This window comes from Bartonella henselae str. Houston-1 (assembly GCF_000046705.1).
In the GTDB taxonomy this organism is placed as follows: Bacteria; Pseudomonadota; Alphaproteobacteria; order Rhizobiales; family Rhizobiaceae; genus Bartonella; species Bartonella henselae.
Genome location: NC_005956.1, coordinates 1,213,605 through 1,232,090 on the forward strand (window position 1 = coordinate 1,213,605; position 18,486 = coordinate 1,232,090).

Below are 18,486 nucleotides of genomic sequence, written 5' to 3' on the forward strand. Positions count from 1 at the left end.
ATAAAAAGCCCAAAAAATTGGGCTTTTTATAATAAATGATATAAAAATTTAATAAAGAAACAAAGAACATAAAATAATTTACTCCTTGAATCTTACATTATAGGAAGAAATATGATACTCCTTTACGAGTTGAAGGGTATGCGTATAAAAAATCTATATTTTTTTAGAATTTATCAAATATCTTTAATTGTTGAGTGACGAAATAATAAAAGGTTACACAACTTTTCTTAGAACCTGCTAGACACAGCATATAAGCAACTTTTGAAACAGCCCTTTAAGCGCTCTCTTTACCAATATTTCATCCCTCTTGAGTCTAATTTTCAACGTACTCTTCCCCTTTAGATTGGATGTGATAACTTTTATCCTACTACAAAAATAAAGCTTTCAAACCGTAAAGAAATATAATCCAAATAAACCGTCTCCAATAATTTTCATAAAAAATTATTATTATACAATTGAATTTTCATGATACAAATTATAATCAAGCTTAATTTAAAAAAATAAATTATAAATCTAAAAGGGGGACATTTCATGACAAGTGAAACAACTTTAGCAACAGATGATAGAAAAAAACGCGTTTTTGCTATCATATCCAGCGCATCAGGAAATCTAGTAGAATGGTATGACTTTTACATTTATTCATTTACATCAATTTACTTCGCATCACAATTCTTTCCTTCAGGTGGTAACGTTGTTACACAACTGCTAAAAAGCGCAGGAGTCTTTTTTATTGGTTTTCTTATGCGCCCTATTGGAGCATGGCTGTTCGGCTTCATTGCTGACCGTTATGGACGAAAACGCTCAATGCTCATTTCTATTTTTATGATGTGTGGTGGCTCTTTCCTCATTGCCATACTTCCCACCTACGAAACTATTGGAATAACAGCAGCAATCCTTCTGCTTTTAATACGAATGATGCAAGGACTTTCAGCGGGTGGTGAATATGGTACAGCAGCAACATATATGAGTGAAGTTGCCCTAAAAAAACATCGTGGATTTTTTGCTTCTTTTCAATCTGGCACACTTATTACCGGACAACTTCTTGCTAGCTTTATTATATTTATTTTAGCGCTTTACCTTAACGAAGATCAGTTAAAAGCATGGGGTTGGCGTATTCCCTTTGTAATTGGTGGATGTGGAGCAGTAGTTGCGATTTATCTGCGTCGTTCACTTCATGAAACGACTACAAAAGAAAGCCGCTCTGAAAGAAGCACTGGTAGTCTTAAAGAACTTTTTACCAAACACAGCAAAGCCTTCATTGTGATTGCTCTCTTTGCATCAGGAGGCTCTCTCACCTTTTACACCTGTACGACTTATATGCAGAAATATCTAATCACAACTACCGGATTTGATAAACATACTGCCACCACGATAATGACTGTCGCATTGTTTATTTTCATACTTTTCCAACCCCTAGCTGGTACCTTAGCCGATAAAATTGGAACAAAAACTTTACTCATCATTTGGAGTGTACTTTCTGCACTCTTTACATTTCCCGGACTTAGCATAATCGGCAACACAAACAGTCCATGGGTGGCTCTATCAGTTATTATTGGCATGCTGTGTATTATGAGTATGTATACATCGATCTCTGGCGTCGTAAAATCAGCAATGTTCCCTGCTTCAGTACGAGCACTAGGAGTGGGTCTTTCTCACGCTATTGGGAATGCATTATTTGGTGGCTCTGCCGAATATGTAGCACTTGGATTAAAAAATATGGGACATGAATCACTCTTTTATTTTTACATAACCGGTGTGATGATCATTGCATTCATCGCGCTTCTCTTTGTACCGAATATGAATAAAGGAGGATACCTCCAAAATGATAAAACTCCGTAAACGTTCTCCATTAAACGAAAAGCCCAATAACTTGGGCTTTTTTGTAATGATTGTATAAAATCTAGTTGTGATAGTATTTAAATTTTATGAAGTGCATTTAATTGTTTGGCTACCAAATAATAAAAAGTCATACGACTTTTTCTACGATCTCCAGACATCATGTCTGCAACTTTTGAAACACCCCTCTTAGCACTCTGCTCATCAGCGCCTAAAACATCCTGAACCCATTTTTCAACACGCTCTAACTCTTTTGGATCCGATGTAGCAACAAGCGAGGCATCCTGATTTTTCATCACTAAAGCTAAACGATGATGAAGCCGTTCTATTGCAGCTTCATCGGGATTTTGGTCATATAATTTAATATCTGCTAGATCATTTGTCATTCTACACCATCTCCTCTCCAAGAATTAGCGGCTGTATTTTACAACCGCATCATATAGCTTCTAAATAATTAGAGGATTTAAAATATTAACAACCCCCCTTTTCCAAAAGCTGTTCTTCATCTATACTTAAAGAGCTGGCTTGCCAGCTATGGTAATAAATGGACAATGAAATAAGCTTATTGGACCCGGGGGCGGTACCCGGCGCCTCCACCAAAATATAATTTGTTTTTTTATATTTTAGTGGGGGCGAAACAGGATCGACAAAAGTGTAAAGATTGCTCTTTTACTCGGTATAGTACCACCGTTATCGGACTAAATGAGTAGTTGCAAATGACAACTATGCGGAAGCACGTCTCGCTGCCTGAGGTGGTGTGAATGCTTCAAACTAAGTCTTAAACCGTCGCAGGTTTAAGCGGGGTTCGAAGGCACCTGGCAACAGAAGCCTTCACTTTTGTAAGTATAACTGATTGAGCTTTCAAACACTATTTATCATAAAATTTCGCATTTTTTGCAATTAATAAGATGCATCATAGATAAAATATTGCTAACTTAAAGAAACATTTTATTGCACGATATCGTTCATGTTCAACTGCTGTGTAAAATAAAAAGGAATAAATTTCGATGGTTCAAGATCAAATCCGTTACGATATTCTCGTTCAGGATGCACTGCGTGGGGTTATACGTAAGGTTTTATCGGAGGTTGCCAAAGCAGGTCTTCCAGGTAGTCACCATTTTTTTATTACTTTTTTGACAAATGCACCGGGAGTAAAGATTTCTACTCGACTTAAAAGTCGTTATCCAGAACAAATGACAATTGTATTACAACATCAATTTAGAGATTTAAATGTATCGGAAACTGCTTTCGAAGTAACTCTCTCTTTTAGAGAAGTCAGCGAAAAATTGGTAATCCCTTTTCATTCTATCCAAGTATTTTATGACCCTGTAGCAGCATTTGAAGCAGCATTTGATTTACCTTCAAATCTTAACTCTAAAGAAGGTGAAAATTTAGAAAATATCGCGTCTACACCTGTCATTTTATCGGACACACAAAAAAAAGAAAAGAAATTCCCAAAAGAACAAATTTCTAAAACAAATAAAGACTCTTCAAACAATGATACCAAACAAAGCGCTGACGTTGTTTCTTTAGATTCTTTTCGAAAAAAATAAATAATTTTTCTTATGACAAAACCAATTAACCTTCGCCAATTTCGAAAGCAAAAAAAACGTGCAGAACAAGCCATTCATGCAGAAGAGAATCGTTACCGTTTTGGACGAACAAAAGCTGAAAAAATTTTTGAACAAAAAGAATCCTTAAAAACGCAAAAATTTCTTGATCAAAATCGTTTATGGCCCAGTAAAGAAAAGTAAAAAAGTATGGACGTAAGTGATTCTATTGATTGGTCAAAAATGACTTTGCAAAAAATATCTGTTCGCATTGAGGGACATGCAACAAGTGTATCTCTAGAGCAGCCATTTCTGGATATTCTGAAAACCATAGCACGTAAAAAAGGACAATCTTTAGCCTTTATTATCACTGATATTGACAGTAAAAGGCCGCAACAAGTGAATCTTTCCTCTTCCTTACGCATTTATGCACTTCAAAGTGTTCTCATCCAACGCCTTTAATGTCCGTTTTTATTTTTCACGATCTCTGTCTTTTTTATTTAGCTGAAGATGTTGTTTCTTTTAAAGAAAAGTTTTTTAGACCTAGCGCTCAGATAAAAAAAAGACTACACAAAAGCTATAATGAATAATTTTTCTAATCACATACCATTCTTTGAAGATGACTCCCCTCCCCATAAGCATGAAAATAACTCTGGGTTAACCAACCAGAATGTAACAGTAAAAGAAAAAACACAATATAGTGCTGATTATTTAGAAAAACTCAATCCCGAACAACAACAGGCCGTTATGAATACAGAAGGCCCTCTTTTAGTTCTTGCAGGTGCTGGTACTGGAAAAACGCGCGTTCTGACAACGCGTATTTCTCATATTTTGCACTCTGGGCTTGCTTCACCTCAACAAATACTCGCTGTAACTTTCACCAACAAAGCAGCACGTGAAATGAAAATGCGTATTGGTGAACTTATTGGTGAAATTGTTGAAGGCATGCCTTGGCTTGGAACTTTTCATTCTATCGGTGCGAAGATTTTACGCCGCCATGCAGAACTTGTGAACTTAAAAAGTAACTTTACAATTCTTGATAGTGATGATGTTACTCGGCTTTTAAAACAGCTTATTCAAGCTGAAGGGTTGGACGATAAGCGTTGGCCCGCACGAAACCTTGCCATTATGATTGATTCTTGGAAAAATCAAGGACTTTCACCAGAACATATTTCAGAAAGTGATGCCCATTCCTTTGGTAACGGCATGGGACGTGAACTTTACCACAATTATCAGCATCGATTAAAAAGCCTCAATGCTTGTGATTTTGGTGATCTTCTTCTTCATTCTATCTCTATCTTCCAACATAACCCAGACATTCTTCGCGATTATCATTCTAAATTCCGCTATATTCTTGTAGATGAATATCAAGATACGAATACAGCACAATATCTTTGGCTCCGCCTTTTGGCACAACAACCCAAGGGGCAACATATTAACCTTTGTTGTGTTGGTGATGATGACCAATCCATTTATGGATGGCGTGGTGCTCAAGTTGATAACATATTGCGTTTTGAAAAAGATTTTCCTCCTGCAAAAATTATTCGTTTAGAACGCAATTATCGCTCAACATCCCATATTCTCAAAACCGCTTCTCATCTGATTTCTCATAATCAAGGAAGGCTTGGAAAAACTCTTTTTTCTGATCAAGTAAATACCGAAGAAGAAAAAGTAAAAATTCATGCTGCCTGGGATTCGGAGGAAGAAGCTCGCGCCATCGGAGAAGAAATTGAACGCGCACAACAAGCCGATCATTCATTAAATCATATAGCTATATTGGTGCGCGCATCATTCCAAATGCGTGAATTTGAAGATCGCTTTGTAACACTTGGTCTCAATTACCGTGTCATTGGTGGTCCACGCTTTTATGAACGAATGGAAATACGTGATGCAATGGCATATTTGCGCGTTGTGGTTCAACCAGCAGATGACTTAGCTTTTGAACGTATTATTAACACACCAAAACGCGGTTTAGGAGATGCTACTCTGCGCATTCTTTATGAGAGCGCAAGAACACGCGCTATTCCTCTCTTTTTTGCCGCCGCCGAAATCATTGAAACAGATGAGTTAAAACCCAAAGCACGCAGCGCTTTGCGAAGCGTTGTTGAAAACTTCCGTCGCTGGCAAAATATGCTCCAAAACACACCCCATAGAGAGCTTGCCGAAATAATTCTGGATGATTCAGGCTACACAAGTATGTGGCTAGAAGATCGCTCACCGGAAGCACCAACACGACTAGAAAATCTCAAAGAAATGGTTCGCTCTATGGAACAATTCGAAAGCCTCCCTAGCTTTTTAGAACATGTTGCACTGGTTATGGATGCTGAAAACGATGAAAATACCGATGCAGTCAACATTATGACACTTCATTCAGCAAAAGGGCTTGAATTTGAAACCGTCTTTCTTCCTGGTTGGGAAGAAGGGCTCTTTCCTCATCAGCGTTCATTAGATGAAGGTGGACGTTCAGGATTAGAAGAAGAACGACGATTAGCTTATGTAGGACTAACAAGAGCAAAAAAACATTTGCATATATGGTTTGTATCCAATCGAAGAATTCATGGATTTTGGCAATCTACCCTTCCTTCTCGTTTTCTTAATGAATTACCAGAAGAACATATAGAAGTCGTAGAAATGGAAACATCTTATGGTGGTTATGGGAAGTCGCGCTTTAAACATCATAATCCTTTTTATCATGAGTATTCGACATCAAAACAAAAGCGCGTACAAAAAAACATTGAAGGAAAAGTCATCGCTCGATCAATCTCTGAAACTCCATCAGATTTTTCCATCAATGATCGAATTTTTCACATAAAGTTCGGTTATGGTCATATCTCAGCAATAGATGGTCATAAATTAACCATTGTATTTGAGAAAGCAGGAGAAAAACGAGTGCTCGATAATTTTGTAAGCAAAGCTTAGCATATACATACAGAAACTCCCTTTCTAAATTATAAAAACATTTTTTCATTTTATTTTAATATTACTTCCATTTGTGAATAAAAACCTCGATGGGTAAGTTTTGCATATCAGACAACGCATTATAAATTTTATCAAGTGGCCAATTCCACCAAGCCATCTCCAAAAGTGTCTGAATCACATTATCGGGAAAGCGCATCCGCAACGGTTTTGCAGGAACACCAGCAACAATCGTATAAGGTAAAATATCTTTTGTTATAACAGCGTTAGTACCAATGATAGCGCCATGTCCAATTGCCACCCCAGGCATAATAACCGCACCATGTCCAATCCATACATCATGACCAACGGTAACACGCTTTTCACAACGCCTTTCACGAAAGGAACGATCTAAGGACATATAGCGGAAATATTCATTTGGACGATATGTTATTTTATGTGTTGAAAGGCGTTCCATGGGATGTTCTAGTGCATTCACACAGACATGAGATGCAATAGAACAAAAACGCCCAATATCGCTATAAATAGCTTCACTGTTATGCTCAAAATAGGAAAAATCTCCAACCGTTACATCACGTAAAACCACCCGCTCGTTGATTTCTACATAGCGCCCCAATTTACAACCATGCAGCCGTGCTGTTGTATTGATACGAGGCTGACTCTCACGGAATCGAAGATCTTTCTTAGTATTCATTTATCTTTCACCAATTATTTTTTCTCAATAACATGAAAAAACAAATCACCTGATAAACACAATCAATCATGAAACATGAGATTGCAAAACTAACCTGCCAGTGTTAGAATTTCCTAGTAATTTAAGAGAGACAAATTATGAAAAATGTAATACGCATCTTGGGGCTAACAATCATATTTCTTGCAGGCATTTTCATTTATGACACGTTCAAGAATAAGCCTTTAGGTGATAATTTTACACTTACTGATTCTAATGGCAATACTATCACCGAAGCTGATATTCGAAGCAAGCCTTCAATTATTTTCTTTGGCTTCACCATGTGCCCTGAGAGCTGCCCTACTACGCTAACCAATCTTGATCGATGGCTGACAAGTCTTGGCGCAGATGCTGACAAATTAGGAGTATGGTTTGTTACAGTTGACCCCGAACGTGATACACCAGAAGTCCTCCATGATTATCTCAGTAATTTTAACCATAAAATTGTTGGCATAAGCGGAGAACCTGAAAAAGTTCACAAAATGGTAGATTCATTCAACATTGTTGCTGAGAAAGTACCTGGAACAGATGGAAATTATACCTATAACCACACAGCAGCAATTTTTTTACTAAAAAAAGGTGGGAAATTAGCTGGTGTTATTCCTTATAAAATTGAAAAAAACAATGAAGAATTAAGAGATAATATTGCCATTGAAAAGCTCAAACAACTTGTCTTAAACTAAATTTTCAGAGCCACTTTAAAAGAAAGAACAGCATGTCGCAGCAAATTCGCCTGTATTGTACTGCTTCCAAAAATGAAGCAGAAGAGTGGTATATTCTTATGGAGACAGCCTTTGAGGAAGAAGGATATCCTCTTGCTCTTGTAGAAATAGATGAAAAAAATGCCATCTATGAGCTTTCACTTTATATAAATAAAGAAAACCAAGAGAATGCTTCAAAACGTTTTGCACATATCCTTTCTATAGATCCTGATAAAATTAACAATGAAATTTTACCCAATATTGACTGGGTACAGAAGAGTCTTGAAGAGCTAAAGCCTGTGCATGCAGGTCCTTTTTTTCTTCATGGAAGCCATCACCGAAATGACATTCCACCAGATGTTTTGCCTATTGAAATTGAAGCAAATCAGGCCTTTGGAACAGGGCATCATGAAACAACAGCCGGTTGTTTGAAAATAATTGCAAAAATATTGCAAAATGAAAATCCACAAAATGCCCTTGATCTTGGTACTGGAAGTGGAATATTAGCCATAGGAATCGCAATGCTTAAACCTATTTCTGTACTTGCCTCCGATATTGATCCGGTAGCTATCCAAGTTGCCCAACACAATATCCAGCTCAATGGCGTAAAAAAATATATTACAACTGTTACCGCAACAGGTTTTAACCATGATGAGATTGCATCACGTGCGCCCTTTGATCTTATTGTTGCCAATATCCTTGCCAATCCTCTCATTGAACTTGCACAAGAAATGGTAAAGGCACTCCAAAAAGGGGGATCTCTCATTTTATCTGGAATTCTTAAAGAACAACATGACCATGTTTTGGAGGCTTATGTCAAACAGGGATTAAAACATATTGAAACATACCACTGTCAAGGATGGGTTACTATACATCTGAAATAAAAGAAAAGGACGTTACTATGTATCAATCCTTTGAGGCGATAACAAATCCAGCTTATGCTGCAGAGCGTATTTCCTCTCTTCGCCAAGAACTCAATCGCCTCGAACTCGATGGTTTTCTTGTCCCGCGTTCTGATGAACATCAAGGAGAATATGTGCCTCCACATGCTCAACGTCTTAGCTGGCTCACCGGTTTTACTGGCTCATCTGGTATTGCACTCATCTTAAAAAACAAAGCCATCCTCTTCACAGACGGGCGTTATAAACTCCAAGTGCGCCAACAAACTGATCCTCATATTTTTGAATATGAAGATCTTGTAATTTGCCCACCCTCACAATGGCTTGAAAAGAATGGACAAAAACTTTCTATTGGATTTGATCCATGGCTCCACACTATTGCTGCAACTGATACACTAAGAAAAGCATTAGAACTGAAATCAAGTGGAAAGCTTGTAGCAGTTCAATCCAATCCCATTGATTTTATCTGGCATGATCAACCACACCCCCCTCAATCCGCCTTATCAATTCATCCTCTCAAATATGCAGGATGTAAAACCGATGAAAAGCTGACATTAATTCGAAAAAATATCCAACAAGCCGATGCAGATGCTTTTATTTTCACAGACCCCTCCTCTATTGCATGGACATTCAATATACGTGGAAATGATGTTTCCAACACACCTTTTTCTCTTTGTTTTGCTTTCATTCCCATCAAAGAAAGTCCCATCTTGTTCATTAATAGCAAAAAATTGGGTATAGAACAGAAACAATATCTGGAACGTTATGCAAAACTATATGAACCAGAACAGCTTATCCCAATGCTCAAAGATTATGTTAAAAAAGGAATGATTTTTGCCTTAGATCCACGGATAACCTGCGAAAAAATACACATCATTATTGAAGAACAAGGAGGCTCTTTCACGACACTTACTGATCCCGCTGCTCTACCACGAGCCATTAAAAATAGCACAGAACTAAACGGTACGCGCCAAGCACATCTGCGCGACGGCGTAGCACTGACCCGTTTTTTTTCTTGGCTAGATAAACAAACACCAGGATCCATACATGAAATTTCTGCTGCTCAAAAATTAGAAGAATTTCGCATAAATACAGCAAAAGAAATGGGAGAAAAACTTGAAGATCTCTCTTTTGATACGATCTCAGCAGCAGGCGCGAATGGTGCCATTGTTCATTATCGTGTAACGAATGAAACAAATAAACAACTCAATGCTGGTGAACTTTATCTGGTTGATTCAGGTGGACAATACCGTGATGGCACAACAGATGTCACACGCACAGTTGCAATTGGGAATGTTGGAGAAGAAGAAAAACGCTGTTTTACTCTTGTTCTCAAAGGTATGATTGCTCTTTCAACCGCACACTTTCCAAAAGGAACACGTGGACAAGATATTGATGTTCTTGCACGCATTGCCTTATGGAAAGCTGGTTTTGATTACGCCCATGGCACCGGTCATGGAGTTGGCTCTTATCTCTCTGTTCATGAAGGACCACAAAATCTTTCGCGTAACGGGTGTCAAGAATTGATCCCTGGAATGATTGTTTCTAATGAACCTGGATATTATCGTGAAGGTGCTTTTGGCATCCGTATTGAAAATCTGCTCATTGTGAAGCCAGCACAAAAAATTAACGGTGGAGATAGAGAAATGCTATCGTTTGAAACACTTACCAATTGTCCCATCGATCGACGATTAATCCTCCCAGAGCTTTTAACAGAACAGGAACAACAATGGCTTAATGATTACCATACGCATGTTTATCAGGTTAATGCACCTTACTTGAGTGAAGAAGATAAAAGATGGGCAAAAGAAGCAACACTGCCTCTTTAAGTGAAGAAGCATGAACATTTTCTAATTCTTCTTTAAGAATACCGTGTCTTCTCTTTTTAAGAGGAAAATATGCGTTTTCTATCAAGAAACACAAAAAACACTCCATTGTAGATATTTAAAGTTTTTTTACTGGTATGATAAACGATAACCTTGGTGTAACAAAGTGGGATGCACTAATAAAGCATACGCTTTTGCGTTTGCCTGTAAATCAACATCTAAACCTAGTCAGCAACATATTTGAGACAAAGATTAAGACGGATAAGGGCTTCCTCTGTTGTCACAGCTTTTGTATGCCAGATTGGAACAAGCGTATTGCATATATCTGTTTTAGTCATCTCTGAAACAGAGAGAGCCTAACTTAGAGAGAATATAAAGTTGTAAAGATAGAAACCAGTTCCAGTTTTAGCATCACTCTTTAAATTCGACTTTACGACTTTCAAAAACAGTGAGGAGCAATATTTTTTCAATAATAGAGAAGTACACATTGCCTCATGCGTTTGTTTCTCACGTTTTTAATAGAGGTCACGTCCCTCAATGCGAAACAGAACGCCATTATGTTACACCATTCACACGCTTGTTTTAAAGAGGCATCCGTCAGCGCACCCAAGTCTATTTCATAACGCTGTCCGTGAAAGATATAATGATAAAGCCATTGGACCACGCCCTCTTTACATTTATGAAAGAGCAATCTGGCACTGTTATTCTCTTTACCAGCTTCAAAGTGTTGCAATCCCCCCCTCGCATTGAGACGGTTCTTTATTCCTTTCTTGCAGAGTTGTTATCTACACACCAATCCCACTTGTGACATACAAGAAAAGATTTCGATTGTTTCACTATAAGAGAATTTGAGGTGAGAAAAACTTACAATATTTGGAATTTCATTGAAATTGAAAAACTATAAATTATTTTTACAAGTCAATAGAGTACCCTTGAAAGTGGATAATGCTTACCTTGACGATTATCCTCCACCGCTGCCATACGATTATATCCCTTTATTTTCCTTATATGAAAACTTTTACTTATTCACTATAATCCTCAACATAATCTCCATCCTGTCTACTATAATCAGCTTATTGTGGCGTTTTGGACTCAAAATTTTTGTATATTTGTTCACATTTTACCTTTTCAGTTTGCCTTATAATGATAATCTATACTTTTTTTGATAATGAAATTTGTATATTCTTGATAAGAGAAACTGAAGTATAATATGAAGCTCATGGCGCACTGCTTTTGCCAAAAAAACAAACCTTGTTATACTTCTTTTTTTGTCTAATCATCAAGTGCACATAAAATTCCTCACCCCATCGATAATACATTCATATGTATAACCTCGGAATCATTTTCAATAAAAGGCACCACTTGTATTAAAAAAACCTTCTAACAAGGTTGCTTTGATAACCTTTCCAGTTCTATCACTTCTTCAAATAAAACTGTATACAATATATCCATTTCTTCGCAATAAAGTTGAAGTGCTTCAATTGCAATTTATGATGAGATTTTCTTCTTTATCCGCAGCAGAAAAAAGTCCCTCAAAATTAGGAAGTTAAATACCAAAAGCAGAATCTTTCTCTTTTATGAATAAGGACAAAAAACCTTTCCATGATATTACAGTTGAAGGACAATATTTCATGGCAATCAAGATAATTATAAAAATTTCTTAAGATTACATATTAACTTTTTAATATCAATAAATCGCGCCTAATGAAGAAAGACAAAGACTGGTGAATTCGCTATGCTTGACGAAGGTTGACCCTAAATATAATGCCCCACAATCAACTATAATTGAGTCTCTTCATCGATAAATTCAACATCTAACTCTTGTGCTTTAATCAATTTCGATCTACCCACAAATCCCACAACAATATGCCCCATAAGAGAGAAATAGTGATACGAACAGGCACTCTAATTCTAGAAAAAGCCTTTTCCTAAATATTATCCCTCGATCAACTGCAGCCAGGCCTCTTCATCGATAACTTCAACACCTAACTCTTGTGCTTTGGTCAATTTCGATCCACCCCCAACTCCTGCAACAAGAAGATTCGTTTTTTTAGAAAGAGAACCAGACGTTTTAGCACCTAACCGTTCAGCAAGTGCTTTTGCTTCATCACGTGACATACGCGTCAAAGTTCCTGTAAAAACGATGATCTTTCCTGCTATTGGCGAAGAAGCAGTCATGACAGACTCCTCATCCAGAGGTGTAACTTCGCAAAGCAAACCAGACAAAACCTCGCGGTTATGCACTTCCTTATAAAAATCAATAATTGCTTCACCTACCTGTGGTCCAATCCCTTCAATATTGGTAAGCTCCATCCAAGCCTCATTGCCTTCTTTACCCACCTTATCGTCAGGCATAGTAGCTGCCATTGCCGCAGTTTCAAAAGCTGTATAATTTTGATAAGCACGTGCAAGACGGCGGGCATTAACCTCTCCAACATAGCGAATTCCTAGTGCAAATAAAAAACGACTTAAAGGAATTTTTCGGCGCGCATTAATAGCATCATAAAGTTTACGCACTGAAACAGTACCAAACCCCTCCATATTTTCCAAATGGACCAGAGATTTTTCTTGGCGACGTTGTAACGTAAAAATATCAGCTGGCGTATGAATACAAAGCGTTTCATCTTGAATCTGAAAAAAAAATTCCACCTGTTTTTTACCAAGCCCCTCAATATCAAAGGCATTGCGCGAAACAAAATGACGAATACGCTCAATCGCTTGTGCGGGACAAATAAGCCCACCCGTGCATCGACGCACAGCTTCTCCTATTTCACGAACAGCATAACTTCCACAAGCTGGACACAGATAAGGAAAAACAAAAGCAGAAGCATCCTTTGAACGCTTTTCAGCAACAATATCAATAATTTGAGGGATTACATCACCAGCACGCTGTACAATCACTGTATCGCCTACACGAATATCATTTCCCTCACGAATTGGCTCCCCTTTAGAACCAATTCCCTTGATATAATCCTCATTATGCAAACTTGCATTGGTAATCACCACACCACCAACAGTAATAGGTGCAAGCCGGGCAACAGGAGTTAATGCTCCCGTACGACCGACTTGAATATCAATACCTTCCAAAACTGTCATAGCTTTTTCTGCTGGAAATTTATGCGCTATTGCCCAACGTGGCGAACGAGAAACAAAACCCAAACGCATTTGCAGCATCAAATCATTAACCTTATAAACAATCCCATCAATATCATAGCTTAAGGCATGACGACGTTCTTCGATATCGTGATAATAGGAAATAAGCTCTTCTAATGATTTAATTTTTTTAATTAATGGATTGATAACAAAGCCATATTCTTTTAGCTTTTCCATCATCCCCATTTGGCTTTCTGCAAATATTTCACTCACTTCACCACAAGCATAAGCAAAAAATTGCAGCTTTCTGCTAGCAGTTATTCTTGAATCCAGTTGACGTAAAGAACCAGCCGCTGCATTTCTAGGATTAGCAAAAGCTAATTTGCCCTTTTCTTGTTGATTCACATTAAGTGCTTGGAAATCCGCCCGCCGCATATAAACTTCACCGCGAACTTCAATTATATCAGGGAATTTGCCTTGTAAAACTTGCGGAATATCAGAAATTGTTCGTGCATTCGCAGTTACATTTTCACCGACATATCCATCACCACGCGTTGCAGCACAGACAAGCCTTCCTTGTTCATAGCGCAAAGATAAAGATAAACCATCAATCTTCGGCTCTGCTGTTATTTCCAACATTTGTGTTTCTGGCAGTCGTAAAAAACGCCGAACACGCTCCATAAATTCACTAACATCTTCAGAGCTAAAGGCATTATCAAGTGAAAGCATCGGCTGGGAATGAACAGATTTTTCAAACTTTTCAGAAATCGGTGCTCCAATTTTATGTGAGGGAGAATCTGGACGAATAAGTTCAGGAAAGAGAGCTTCAATTTCCGCATTACGCCGGCGAAGAGCATCATATTCTGCATCAGAGATTTCAGGTTGGTCATTACGATTATAAAGCACATCATGACGAGTAATCTCTTTTGCCAACCACTCTAATTCACTTGCTGCTTCAAGAGCAGTCAGGTTTTGAATTTCGTCTTTGTGCATAAAACTTATTCCAAATTATGGGCCACGGACATAATAATCTCAATTCTTTATCACGCACAGAATCCAAATGAAGACATGCTCGCCAGTGATATAATTCATAAGCAACATTTTTACCATTTAATCAATCATCTCTATGCCAAAAGTTTTTGAGCAGCTGCACGCGCCTCTTTAGTAATCTGCTCTCCTGCTAACATACGGGCAATTTCTTCTGCACGCTCACGCTCTTCCATTTTATGGACAGCTGTAACAAAGCGGCCTTTATCATCACTCTCCTCCTTTGAAATAAGAAAATGGCTGTGTGCTTTAGATGCTACCTGAGGCGCATGCGTAATAGCAAAAACCTGAATATTTTCTGATAAACGCCGCAACCTTTGCCCAATAGCAGCAGCAACAGCTCCACCAACGCCTGTATCAATTTCATCAAAGATTAGCGTAGGAGCTGATCCACGATCAGACAAAACAACCTTTAATGCCAATAAAAAACGAGACAGTTCACCACCAGAAGCTACACTGAGCATTGGTCCTGCACGGGTCCCAGGATTTGTCCGAACCCAATATTCAACACGATCTATCCCTTCTGCACTGCGTCTTTCAACATCACTTTGCATTTCAACAATAAACTCTGCCTTTTCCAATTTCAATGCTGGTAACTCAGCCATAACACTTTCAGACAAGTGCTTTGCTACTTCTCGACGCTTTATTGAAAGTGCTTGTGCTAATGTATCATAGTTCTTTTGTGCCTGCTCTACTTCATCCTCGAGATGCACCAATGTGTTCTGATCCTGCTCAAAATCAGCAAGTTCTGCATCCATTTTATCACGTAACTGTATTAATTCATCCGCAGAAACTTGGTACTTACGAGCAAAGCCCCGAAGAGCAAAAAGGCGCTCCTCTATCTGTTCCAATTCACCAGGTTCAAAATCCAATGCCCGCATTGCTGCTTCAATACCTTCTTGTGCTGTTGCAAGTGCATGAAGTGCCTCATCAATCGAGTTAACGACAGGTGCAATAAGCTCTTGCGCCTCGGGAATTTTGCGTTCCAAACGTCTTACCAAATTAGAAAGAACTGGAATTGGCGATTTTGGACCAGTTAAAAGATCATCAGCTTCCTTAATATCCGTCGCTATTTTTTCTAATTTAAGCATATCTGCACGACGAAGAGAAAGGGCATCCTCTTCACCAACTTGAAAATCGAGCTTTTCAAGTTCTTGAACGCACGCACGAAGATAATCAGCCTCACGTAAAGCATTCTCTACTTTCAAACGCTGTTGCTGCAAACGCTTTTCAAATTCACGCCATATCCGATAACACTGACGCAAATTTTCTGTCTCATCCTCAAGTCCACCAAAAGCATCTAGTAATTGGCGATGCGTATCAACATCAACAAGTGCGCGATTATCATGCTGTCCGTGAATTTCAACCAACTGACGTCCAACATGACGCATCAATGCAACACTAGCTACCTGATCATTGATAAAAACACGACTACGACCATCACTTAATTGCACACGCCGTAAAATAATATCGCCTTCATCATCAAAACCATTCTCACGGATAAGCTGACGCACAGAATGCGAAACAGGCACATCAAAAACAGCTGTCACCTGCCCGCGGTCAACACCATGACGTACAAGAGAAGCATCACCCCGTCCCCCAAGAGCCAGTGACAAAGCATCAAGTAAAATAGACTTCCCCGCGCCCGTTTCTCCAGTTAAAACAGACAAACCCGCTCTAAAATGAATATCGAGCGTTTCGATCAAGACAATATTATGAATCGAAAGCTGTATCAACATAGAGAATCAACGTGCCTTACTTTTATCACCACCTAAAGCCTGTGAGATCCAAGAAGATTTATGCTCCCGTGGTGATATGCTATTCTTTTGCAAGAGATTATAAGAAAATTTATACCATTCACTTTTGGGATAATTACGTCCTAAAATAGCAGCAGCTGTCTGGGCTTCCAAAGTTAAACCAAGAGCAAGATTAACTTCCGTCAAACGAAAAAGCGCCTCTTCAATTTGATTTGTATCGGAGTACTCCTCAACCACTTTACGAAATCTTCTACTTGCAGCAAGATAACGTCGCCCTTCTTCATAATAACGGCCAACCTGCATCTCTTTACCAGCCAACTGTTCTCTCCCAAACCGTATTTTAGCTTTAGCATCCTTAACATATTCAGAGTTCGGATAGCGCTCTATGAGAAGCTGCATAGCAGCAATAGCACGTTTCGTATCACGTTGATCCCGTGTAACATCAGGAATCCGACGAAAAGAAGAAAGACCGATAATATAATAAGCATAAGCAGCATCATCTGCCTCTGGATAAAGAGTAATATAGCGCTGAGCCATACTAATAGAATCATCATACTTTTCGAGTCGGTAATTCGTAAAAGCACCCATCACCAGTGATTTACGACCCCAATCCGTATAAGCATATTGCTTTTCAATTATCAGAAACTTTTTCGATGCGTCCGCAAGCCGCCCACTCTCAAGACTAGCAAGTGCCTGATTATAGAGAACATCTGGCGGATCTATTTTTAAAACATATGCAGATGGATCAAGGGTATTTTTTTCTTTAAATAAACAACCCGCTAATATGCAGGTGCTCCCCAAAAATATCATCCCTAATACCTTGCGTAAGATGTTAGATTTCCTGTATGCTACATTTTTAATAGATACATGAGATTTTATCATAATTTTTCTGGCCTCCAGAGAATGTCACCTTGTAGCAAAAATTGTTTATTAAAGATTTTTATACCATATTGTGTCAAAAGCCACTAACCAATTTAATAGCTTAAGATTAATCATCCCCTTAAAAATCAAATAAACTACAACAAAATCTTTTCAATTTTTCTTTCACTCTTCCTATAAATGACTTTTTTCATAACATGATTCATCCGCCAAAACAGCTTTCACCAATTGCGAATTCATTCTATGACCACTACAATAAGAGCGAAATAATCCAATAAAAGGGGCTCCAAGCAAAGCAGTATCACCAATTGCATCAAGCGTTTTGTGCCGAACATATTCATTCTTCCAATAAGGTCCATCTGGATTTATGATTTTGTCATTAAGACCGATAATGAGAGAATTTTCTAAAGAAGCGCCTATCCCTTTTCCAGAAACCCATAATTTTTCCACGTCTTTGACAAAACCAAAAGTGCGTGCACGCGACAAGTCATCGCGAAAGCTTTGTGGGGTAAGATCAAAAGTTAAATGTTGTTTACCAATAGCAGAAGAAGGAAAAGAGATTGTTATATCAAAACGGCGCCCATCAAAGGGTAAAAACTCTGCAACACCATTGGTGCTTTCGACCCGCAGCGGCTTTTTTATAACGAAATAGGAACGCAACACATTCTGCCGTATAACACCAACTTCATCAAAAGCTTGACAATACTGCCATGAAGAACCATCCAAAATCGGAATCTCATGACTCGACACTTCAATAATAAGATTATCCAAATTATAAGCAGCAATCGCAGCCATCAGATGCTCAATTGTTTCAACTCTGAACCCTCCATGTCCAAGCGCTGTTGATAATTCAGTCGCCCCCGTTTGTGATGCATGTGCTTGAAATATTTGCTCTGTCCCATCCACTGCAAAACGCTTAAAAACAATACCACACCCAACATCAGCTGGACAAACTTTCACCACAGATAAACACCCACTGTGAACACCAATGCCCTTAAATGTCACTACTTTTTTAAGAGTGGACTGATATTTTTGTACCAGCTTTATCATGTCACTTCATTGAATAATTTTTACGGCCTTTAAAAATATTTATAAAACGATAAAGATTATATTCATAGCAAATAATAAACCCGCTTATTACAAGCGGGTTTATAAACAACAGAGTCTTGCCTCAAACACAGTAAATTTACTGTACAAAACTTTTACTCATCATAAAAGAAGGGAAATAACTTTCCTCTCTCTAATTTTTTAC

At 38.2% G+C, this 18,486-nt stretch carries 14 protein-coding genes and 1 other RNA gene; 9 read left to right on the forward strand and 6 right to left on the reverse strand.

The features are described 5' to 3' along the window. Positions 1-531 precede the first annotated feature (531 nt). Positions 532-1,839: an MFS family transporter gene (locus tag AYT27_RS05620; RefSeq protein ID WP_011180952.1), complete on the forward strand. Its 1,308-nt coding sequence runs from the start codon at positions 532-534 to the stop codon at positions 1,837-1,839. Between the two features lie 77 nt (positions 1,840-1,916). Here the strand turns inward: AYT27_RS05620 and AYT27_RS05625 are convergent, their stop codons facing one another. Then, on the reverse strand, positions 1,917-2,222 hold the full coding sequence (locus AYT27_RS05625) for a DUF2853 family protein (protein ID WP_011180953.1): 306 nt from the start codon (positions 2,220-2,222) through the stop codon (positions 1,917-1,919). A 94-nt stretch (positions 2,223-2,316) separates the two neighbouring features. Between AYT27_RS05625 and ssrA the strand changes: the two genes are divergently transcribed. From ssrA to AYT27_RS05650, 5 genes are all read left to right on the forward strand, one after another. Continuing rightward, positions 2,317-2,672, forward strand: a transfer-messenger RNA (tmRNA) gene (gene ssrA / locus AYT27_RS05630). A gap of 171 nt (positions 2,673-2,843) precedes the next feature. Then, on the forward strand, positions 2,844-3,389 hold the full coding sequence (locus AYT27_RS05635; protein ID WP_011180954.1) for an SspB family protein: 546 nt from the start codon (positions 2,844-2,846) through the stop codon (positions 3,387-3,389). Between the two features lie 12 nt (positions 3,390-3,401). Continuing rightward, entirely contained in the window at positions 3,402-3,590 is a 189-nt protein-coding gene (locus AYT27_RS05640) for a DUF4169 family protein (protein ID WP_011180955.1), read from the forward strand. A gap of 6 nt (positions 3,591-3,596) precedes the next feature. Continuing rightward, positions 3,597-3,848, forward strand: coding sequence for a ribbon-helix-helix domain-containing protein (locus AYT27_RS05645; protein WP_011180956.1), 252 nt, complete (start codon positions 3,597-3,599; stop codon positions 3,846-3,848). A 120-nt stretch (positions 3,849-3,968) separates the two neighbouring features. After that, a complete protein-coding gene (locus tag AYT27_RS05650) occupies positions 3,969-6,305 on the forward strand; it encodes an ATP-dependent helicase (protein ID WP_011180957.1) in 2,337 nt (778 codons plus the stop codon). Between the two features lie 61 nt (positions 6,306-6,366). On the opposite strand, the gene AYT27_RS05655 is transcribed toward AYT27_RS05650, so the two are convergent. Next, positions 6,367-6,996 carry a DapH/DapD/GlmU-related protein gene (locus AYT27_RS05655; protein WP_011180958.1) on the reverse strand — a complete coding sequence of 210 codons (630 nt, stop codon included), beginning with the start codon at positions 6,994-6,996 and terminating at the stop codon, positions 6,367-6,369. 137 nt (positions 6,997-7,133) lie between these two features. Here AYT27_RS05655 and AYT27_RS05660 point away from each other — a divergent pair, with 137 nt between their 5' ends. Genes AYT27_RS05660 through AYT27_RS05670 form a run of 3 tightly spaced genes read left to right on the forward strand, consistent with a single transcriptional unit; the run spans position 7,134 to position 10,461 of the window. Then, entirely contained in the window at positions 7,134-7,715 is a 582-nt protein-coding gene (locus AYT27_RS05660; RefSeq protein WP_011180959.1) for an SCO family protein, read from the forward strand. Between the two features lie 32 nt (positions 7,716-7,747). Then, positions 7,748-8,617 (forward strand): 50S ribosomal protein L11 methyltransferase, encoded by an 870-nt coding sequence (locus AYT27_RS05665; RefSeq protein ID WP_011180960.1) that lies wholly within the window; start codon positions 7,748-7,750, stop codon positions 8,615-8,617. Positions 8,618-8,634: 17 nt separating this feature from the next. Continuing rightward, positions 8,635-10,461 carry an aminopeptidase P family protein gene (locus AYT27_RS05670; protein WP_011180961.1) on the forward strand — a complete coding sequence of 609 codons (1,827 nt, stop codon included), beginning with the start codon at positions 8,635-8,637 and terminating at the stop codon, positions 10,459-10,461. A gap of 1,932 nt (positions 10,462-12,393) precedes the next feature. Here the strand turns inward: AYT27_RS05670 and ligA are convergent. The 4 genes from ligA to lpxC all read right to left on the reverse strand — a co-directional run bounded on the left by ligA (position 12,394) and on the right by lpxC (position 18,284). Further along, on the reverse strand, positions 12,394-14,544 hold the full coding sequence (gene ligA / locus AYT27_RS05680) for an NAD-dependent DNA ligase LigA (protein WP_011180962.1): 2,151 nt from the start codon (positions 14,542-14,544) through the stop codon (positions 12,394-12,396). A gap of 131 nt (positions 14,545-14,675) precedes the next feature. Beyond that, positions 14,676-16,337 carry a DNA repair protein RecN gene (gene recN, locus AYT27_RS05685; RefSeq protein ID WP_011180963.1) on the reverse strand — a complete coding sequence of 554 codons (1,662 nt, stop codon included), beginning with the start codon at positions 16,335-16,337 and terminating at the stop codon, positions 14,676-14,678. Positions 16,338-16,343: 6 nt separating this feature from the next. Then, positions 16,344-17,237, reverse strand: a complete 894-nt coding sequence (locus AYT27_RS05690) for an outer membrane protein assembly factor BamD (protein ID WP_011180964.1) — start codon at positions 17,235-17,237, stop codon at positions 16,344-16,346. A gap of 171 nt (positions 17,238-17,408) precedes the next feature. Beyond that, positions 17,409-18,284: a UDP-3-O-acyl-N-acetylglucosamine deacetylase gene (gene lpxC / locus AYT27_RS05695; RefSeq protein WP_011180965.1), complete on the reverse strand. Its 876-nt coding sequence runs from the start codon at positions 18,282-18,284 to the stop codon at positions 17,409-17,411. Positions 18,285-18,486 lie beyond the last annotated feature (202 nt).

Coding starts and splice junctions, on each gene's coding strand:
- AYT27_RS05620 (WP_011180952.1), top strand. CDS start 532: ATGACAAGTGAAACAACTTTAGCAACAGATGATAGAAAAAAACGCGTT.
- AYT27_RS05625 (WP_011180953.1), bottom strand. CDS start 2,222: ATGACAAATGATCTAGCAGATATTAAATTATATGACCAAAATCCCGAT.
- AYT27_RS05635 (WP_011180954.1), top strand. CDS start 2,844: ATGGTTCAAGATCAAATCCGTTACGATATTCTCGTTCAGGATGCACTG.
- AYT27_RS05640 (WP_011180955.1), top strand. CDS start 3,402: ATGACAAAACCAATTAACCTTCGCCAATTTCGAAAGCAAAAAAAACGT.
- AYT27_RS05645 (WP_011180956.1), top strand. CDS start 3,597: ATGGACGTAAGTGATTCTATTGATTGGTCAAAAATGACTTTGCAAAAA.
- AYT27_RS05650 (WP_011180957.1), top strand. CDS start 3,969: ATGAATAATTTTTCTAATCACATACCATTCTTTGAAGATGACTCCCCT.
- AYT27_RS05655 (WP_011180958.1), bottom strand. CDS start 6,996: ATGAATACTAAGAAAGATCTTCGATTCCGTGAGAGTCAGCCTCGTATC.
- AYT27_RS05660 (WP_011180959.1), top strand. CDS start 7,134: ATGAAAAATGTAATACGCATCTTGGGGCTAACAATCATATTTCTTGCA.
- AYT27_RS05665 (WP_011180960.1), top strand. CDS start 7,748: ATGTCGCAGCAAATTCGCCTGTATTGTACTGCTTCCAAAAATGAAGCA.
- AYT27_RS05670 (WP_011180961.1), top strand. CDS start 8,635: ATGTATCAATCCTTTGAGGCGATAACAAATCCAGCTTATGCTGCAGAG.
- ligA (WP_011180962.1), bottom strand. CDS start 14,544: ATGCACAAAGACGAAATTCAAAACCTGACTGCTCTTGAAGCAGCAAGT.
- recN (WP_011180963.1), bottom strand. CDS start 16,337: ATGTTGATACAGCTTTCGATTCATAATATTGTCTTGATCGAAACGCTC.
- AYT27_RS05690 (WP_011180964.1), bottom strand. CDS start 17,237: ATGATAAAATCTCATGTATCTATTAAAAATGTAGCATACAGGAAATCT.
- lpxC (WP_011180965.1), bottom strand. CDS start 18,284: ATGATAAAGCTGGTACAAAAATATCAGTCCACTCTTAAAAAAGTAGTG.